At 46.1% G+C, this 6131-nt stretch carries 6 protein-coding genes; 4 read left to right on the top strand and 2 right to left on the bottom strand.

The genetic code is table 11. The features are described from left to right. Nucleotides 1–76: 76 nt before the first annotated feature. A complete protein-coding gene (locus RMO52_RS12780) occupies nucleotides 77–364 on the bottom strand; it encodes a hypothetical protein (protein ID WP_310414709.1) in 288 nt (95 codons plus the stop codon). On the opposite strand from RMO52_RS12780, the gene gshB reads away from it, so the two are divergent. Both gshB and RMO52_RS12770 read left to right on the top strand, forming a co-directional pair. Next, nucleotides 352–1314 carry a glutathione synthase gene (gshB, locus tag RMO52_RS12775; RefSeq protein ID WP_309742464.1) on the top strand — a complete coding sequence of 321 codons (963 nt, stop codon included), beginning with the start codon at nucleotides 352–354 and terminating at the stop codon, nucleotides 1312–1314. The two genes, RMO52_RS12780 and gshB, sit on opposite strands and share 13 nt — an antisense overlap. A 211-nt stretch (nucleotides 1315–1525) precedes the next feature. Further along, nucleotides 1526–2491, top strand: a complete 966-nt coding sequence (locus tag RMO52_RS12770; protein WP_309742465.1) for a serine protease — start codon at nucleotides 1526–1528, stop codon at nucleotides 2489–2491. Between the two features lie 53 nt (nucleotides 2492–2544). On the opposite strand, the gene RMO52_RS12765 is transcribed toward RMO52_RS12770, so the two are convergent. After that, nucleotides 2545–4512 (bottom strand): exopolysaccharide transport family protein, encoded by a 1968-nt coding sequence (locus tag RMO52_RS12765; protein ID WP_310414707.1) that lies wholly within the window; start codon nucleotides 4510–4512, stop codon nucleotides 2545–2547. A gap of 495 nt (nucleotides 4513–5007) precedes the next feature. Here RMO52_RS12765 and RMO52_RS12760 point away from each other — a divergent pair, with 495 nt between their 5' ends. Together RMO52_RS12760 and RMO52_RS12755 are read left to right on the top strand one after the other, a co-directional pair. Then, a complete protein-coding gene (locus RMO52_RS12760; RefSeq protein WP_309742467.1) occupies nucleotides 5008–5283 on the top strand; it encodes a hypothetical protein in 276 nt (91 codons plus the stop codon). Between the two features lie 54 nt (nucleotides 5284–5337). Beyond that, the gene (locus RMO52_RS12755) at nucleotides 5338–5928 is read left to right on the top strand and encodes an L-threonylcarbamoyladenylate synthase (protein WP_310414702.1); all 591 of its coding nucleotides are present in this window, start codon (nucleotides 5338–5340) and stop codon (nucleotides 5926–5928) included. The last annotated feature ends 203 nt before the right edge of the window (nucleotides 5929–6131 follow it).

Here is a 6131-nt window from a genome sequence, read left to right as displayed (position 1 = left end):
GTGCGTTCTTGGGGTTTCCCCAAGTGAAGCACCTTTTCAAGACAGCGGATGCGCGCTCCTCGGGTTCCCCGAGGGTTCAGCGCACCAAGCAGCAAGACAAGACAGAGGGGAGCCAGAGCCGGAGGCGAGGGCGGGGTGAGGGCAAGGGATTTCGATTGGTATCATACCCAGATTCAGCAACGCCAAAAGATAAATTGACTCGATCGACACCAATCGATCCAAAATAAAGGAGGAAGGGTAGCTTATAAATTACCCTTCCTCCTTTGTCGATCGCACCAATATTCATTCCCCCAGTACCCCCGTCTCCCCGTCTCCCCAACTCCCATCTTCCCATCTCCCCACTCCCATCTAATGAAACTAACATTTATTATCGATCCGATCGCCAAGCTAGATCCCACTCACGATACCAGTGTGGCACTGATGGAGGCAGCCGATCGGCTCGGGCATCAGGTCTGGATTACCCAAGCCGAAAAGTTAAGTGTCGTCGCAGGTCGTGCCTGGGGTTTTCTGCAATCGGTCAAACTTACCCCCGTACAGCTTCAGGATGGGCGCTGGGTGGCGCAGCAAGACTGGTATCAGCTCGGGGATGTAACATTTACCCCGCTCGATGAAATGGATGCCGTATTCATGCGGACAGACCCACCTGTGGATGTGCCGTATTTGTACACTACTTACATTCTCGACTGTATCGACCCGACCAAAACTTTGGTACTCAATAGTCCTGCTGGCTTGCGGGCTGCGAATGAGAAGATGTTTGCCCTGCAATTTGCCCAGTGGATGACCGAAACGATCGTCTCGCGCGATAAAACCGTAATTCGGCAGTTCGTCGAAACTCACGGTGCGGCGGTCTTAAAACCGCTCGGCGGCAAAGGTGGCGAAGGGATCTTATTTCTCACGCCCGACGATCGCAATTTCAATTCGTTGATTGAAGTTAGCACCCGCCAAGACCGCGAACCGCTGATGATTCAGAAATTTCTCCCAGCGGCTAAGGATGGGGACAAGCGAATTATTTTACTCGATGGTAGGCCGCTAGGGGCGGTCAATCGCATCCCGACAGGGAAGGAATTTCGGGGCAATATGGCAGTTGGCGGACGCAGCGCCCAAGTAGATATTACCGATCGAGAATACCAGATGTGTGCGGAAATCGCGCCCAAACTCCAAGCTGCTGGCTTGTACTTTGTGGGAATTGATGTCATCGGCGGTTATCTGACTGAGGTAAATGTGACGAGTCCGACAGGCATCCGCGAGATCGACAGGTTAAATGGTGTCAGCCTGGGGCAGCAGGTCATTGAGTGGCTGGCAGCTCGAAAATAGCGCGGCGAGGGGATAACTGGCACGCACTCGATCGAGCCAATTGACTGATGGTAGTACGCTCCGCTCGATCCGGTTGCTAATGTCGGCTGTCGCGATTGAGAGTTTTGGCTCAATCTCATGGCTAGATCGGGACATTACTGGAAATTGAGCTATAACTGGTGTAAATAAATGTAGTAGCTCATTTTATACCCCTACATAGCGATCGATTATTATGCGGAATTCTCATCACCTAGCGTCAATATTGACTGGAACAGCAGTTGTCAGTGCGATCGTCATGACTCTGCCCGGTACTGCCCGCGCCCTCCCTGGCACCCAAGTTAATGACATCGCTCGGGAAGTAACCGTATTAATTAGAGGCGAGCAGGGGCATGGCTCGGGCGTAATCATCCAAAGGAACGGCAATACTTACTATGTACTCACTGCCGATCATGTGGTCAGACAAAGAGATAACTTTAAGCTCGTTACTGCTGACAAACAGGCTCACGCGATCGACTATACGAAAATCAAGCGCTTAGATGGTGTCGATCTGGCTGTCGTCAAATTTACCAGTGACAAGAACTATCCAGTTGCCAAAATCAGTACCGCCAAAGCATCAGAAGGACAAGATGTGTTTGTCTCTGGTTGGCCGTCTAATGGTGCAGTCGGGAATGCGGCTGGCGGCGAACTAGTCAGACAATTTACTTCAGGCAGTATTTCAGGATTTTTACCCAAATCCCTCAGCGGTTACAGCATGATTTATACCAATGTTACTCGCGCGGGCATGAGTGGCTGTCCTGTTCTTGACACTGCGGGTAGATTAGTCGGAATTCATGGCATGGGCGATAAAGAGGATGCGCGACAATTGATGGAGTCTGGTTTGAGCCAAGAAGCTGCGATGGGTTTGGCTGCCAAACTCAAGCCAGGATTTAATTATGCCGTGCCGATTGGCGTGTTCTTAAATAAAGCTGGTGTCGTCGGTATCGATACTGACACCTTGCAAATAGACAAGTCCCCAGCCCCTGAAGCAGGTGCGGTTTATGTCGCTGGCGCTCAGCCAGATCCGCGCGACAAAATTGATAACATTCAAGCCACGCTAAATTCTGTTCGCCAAGTTACTGAGACAGTCAATAATGTCACTGAGACTGTTGATGATACGCGCCGGACGATTAATAACTTCCGTCGTTCATTTGGATTTTAGGTAAGAGGATGTCTGAAAAGTCTAATTGCTGCGTTTTCAGACACCCTCTCACCTCAGACAGCAACTGGAGTCAGATCGTCCTGAAGATCGATCGTCAAAATGTTATCGTTCATCCGCTCCATATCGATCGCATTTGTAGAGATTAATAGTGGCGGCATATCGACAATCGCAAAATCATATAGATGAGAAATTTCATGAATTAACGACTGCATTTGATGCGATTCTACACTAAATAACGGCTGCAATGTTCCCGCTCCAGCGGTTAATATATCTAAGTTATCCATTACCGTCCACGCAACTTGACGAAAGTTGGAGTTACCTACTAAGATCTCGCTCAAGCCTTTTGCTAATGGTAATTTCCAAAACTGGTGCTGATAAGGAGTGCGAAGATCGGCATCAATTAATAAAACTTTTTGACCTAATCCAGCGATCGCAGCGGCTAAATTAGCTGCTTTTTTAGATTTTTCACCACTGGCAATGGTACTAGTAATTGTGATGATTTTAATGATTTTTGCCGAATTAACAAATCTCAAATTGAATTGAATTATCTGAGATCGATCGGAAGCTAGAGATTTACGCAGATCTCTAACAGCAAATTCTACTTTGCTGCTTTCAGGATGAGCTACAAAACTGCCATCGGCAGCTTGTCGGGGAATATCGCCGAGTAATTTACTTCTAAATAGTTTACTTACATCTTGTGGCGCTCTGTTCGATCGTTCTTTTCTTGCTAGATAAGCAACTGTGCCAGTCGAGAATAACGCGCCCATCAGCAGACCTAAACTTGCAATTATATTTCTAGTTACAGGATCGGCATCTTCAGGAACGATCGCACTATTGATGATGCGGGCATTCGAGGTACTATTAGTTTTAGCTAGTTGAATTTCTTGAATTTTCTTTAATAATGTTTTGTATGTAGACTGCGATACTTCGAGCTGTTTTTCTAACTGGCGTTGGGTTTGGAGCAACTGTGGCATTACCCAAACTCTTTTTTTGTAGTCAGCTAGAGCCTTTTCTAGTGAAGCTAATTTTTTAGTCGCTCCCGTCCGCTGTACTTCGGATTGGAGCAATTCCTTAATCAAATTTTGTTTGAGTTCTCCGACTCGTAACGCTCCTGGTGGCAGGGCGGCTTGGATACCAGTAACACTGCTAATTTGACCCGCTAATAATTCATTTAATTTAATTTTCTTCTCTTCAAGACTCATAATAATGGGGTTACTTTCGGAAAACCGACTGCTTTCGATCGCGATTTGACGATCTAGCTCTTGCAATTGAGTCAGGATGCCTTGGATTGCAGGTGATTGACTAACTGTACTAAATATCATCGCGTCCTGAGTGTTTAGCTTTATTTTTTGATGTAACTCCTGATTCTGCGCTTTGATGTCTGCTAGTTGAGAGCGAGCTGTAACAATTCCTGATTCTAAATTGCCGATCGTACTAACGGCGATTTTTGCTTCTTCGCCTAAATCTATGATATTATTTTGCTGTTTAAATTTCCGTAGGGCGATTTCTGCCGCATTCATATTCAGTTGAGTTTGCGGCAACTGTTCGCTCATAAATCGCCCGATTATTTCGGCTTCGTTACGATTGGTGAGTATATCATTGGCGACGTATAGATTCATGAGTGCATTCACGACACTAGCAGTCTGGTTTGGCTCGCGATCTTTATAGTCGATTTGTAATAGATCGGTACCAGCCACAATTTTAACTGCTAAATTAGTTTTCAGATCGGTTGCTTGTAGCCGCTCGCCGCGCTCGTTTTTAAGGTGTAATTTTTCGATCGTCCCATTTAATAATAAGGGTGAGGAAATTATCTCCACTTGAGTCGCCAGCGGATTTTGATTCGATACTAAAGGCTTTAGATCTACTGCCGATCCACCTTCAGTGTTGTTAGGTGACAGATTATCGCCAATAATTTTGAAACTAGAATTCTTAAATAATATTCTACCTTGGGCTTGATAAACTGGCTTAAGTAAGGCTGCTACTAACATGCTCGCCGCCACCGTCCCGGCAAAGATACTCACAGCAGGTATCCAATGTCGCTTAATTGTTAATAAATAATCTCTAAAATTTAAATCAATAGATTCTTTGGAGTCACTCGCACTTCGCATGTAATCCACCACCAGCAACACATTTAGGCTGCTATTATAACAAGTCCCCTTTAGCTACTAGATCGGTCAGAATACGGGCGGCGATCCTAAGTATATGTAAAAAATCAAACAAGAATAATTGTCCGTCAATCCTAAGATCGGGTGAATCTCGATCGGCTCAAAGCTCGATCTAAAGCTAGATCGCTCGTTAATAATCTTCAGTTGTTCGATTTTATTACTAATCCAAAATACATAAATATCAAAAATAGATCCGCATAATGGCCGATCGAGAGATCCTCATTGCATGACAAATGTCGGCGATGAGCAACAACCTCCACGCGATCGATTGCCACTGCTAGACGAGTAAAAACTTTCTTTTGTTAGTAGTAAAATAAAAGTAGTTGAGTACTCTCATAAAATCCCAAAAGTATGAAAAATTTAGCATTTTTGACGCTGTTAATTATTCCAGGATTGACTGGCGCATTCCTGTCTGGATATTGGGGCTATGCTGATTTTCTGCGACTAACCGCAGCAGAGCGGAACTTCCAACAGTTGGTTGCCGCTAAAGCTAATCAACGAGAATTATTCATCGCCGCTCACCGCGAAAATATTCATCGGCTCAATGTGGCGGCTGAAGGTGTCTGGATTGGGCTAGGTTTAATTACAGTTGGTGTCGGAATGTTGGGTATCATTCAACGCGACTAGCGATCGTCCCCTAAAATAGGGTGATTAATATTCATCCTTCATCTCTTTTAGCCAGTGCCTAACGTCGATCTCAATGGGGCAATCTCTGCTGCGCTCAATGGTAATCCAATTAGTTTTCCAACTGATACGGTGCCCGCCTTGGCAACTCTCCCCGCTCATGCGGCAGAAATCTTTGCGATCAAACAAAGATCGCCAGACAAGCCCCTAATTTTGATGGTAGGTGAGGTAGCTGATTTGTGGCAGTTTACCACGGGTACCGATCGAGAGCGGGAAATTTGGCAAGCAGTCGCCGATCGCTACTTTCCGGGCGCACTGACATTAGTTTTACCAGCTTCTGCGGCGATTCCGGCAGTGATGAATCCGCTCGGCAACCACACCATCGGTTTGCGCGTGCCCGACTGTCAGATCGCGCGGGCGATTTTGCGTCAGACTGGTGCTTTAGCCACTACTAGCGCCAACTTATCGGGAGAGCCGCCATTGCTCACCATGTCAGAGATCGGCAATCGGTTCCCACAGGTGTTTGCGCTTCAGAGTGATAGTGACGATTTGCCGACACCAAGACTACCATCCACGGTGATCCAGTGGCATGGTTCCGGCTGGAAGCTGCTCAGACAAGGCGGAATCGAATTTTCAGATTTAGACTAATGGCTGACTCCAACCCACGTAATTTCAGATAAATTGCTGATTGTGGTAGCTGATGATACTAAGGTAGGATTGACACCAATAGACCTACATCCGTAGTCAATTGCTCTAGACCAGTAAATATTCAGTTTCGTATCCGTCCGAAAATTAGCTACAATGAGAGGCTGTATCATCATTTTACGAACAGCAATCGAGTAGGAGGTTTT

The organism is Chamaesiphon sp. OTE_8_metabat_110, assembly GCF_031382685.1.
Classification (GTDB): domain Bacteria; phylum Cyanobacteriota; class Cyanobacteriia; order Cyanobacteriales; family Chamaesiphonaceae; genus Chamaesiphon.
This window is presented reverse-complemented; position numbering and strand designations above follow the sequence as displayed.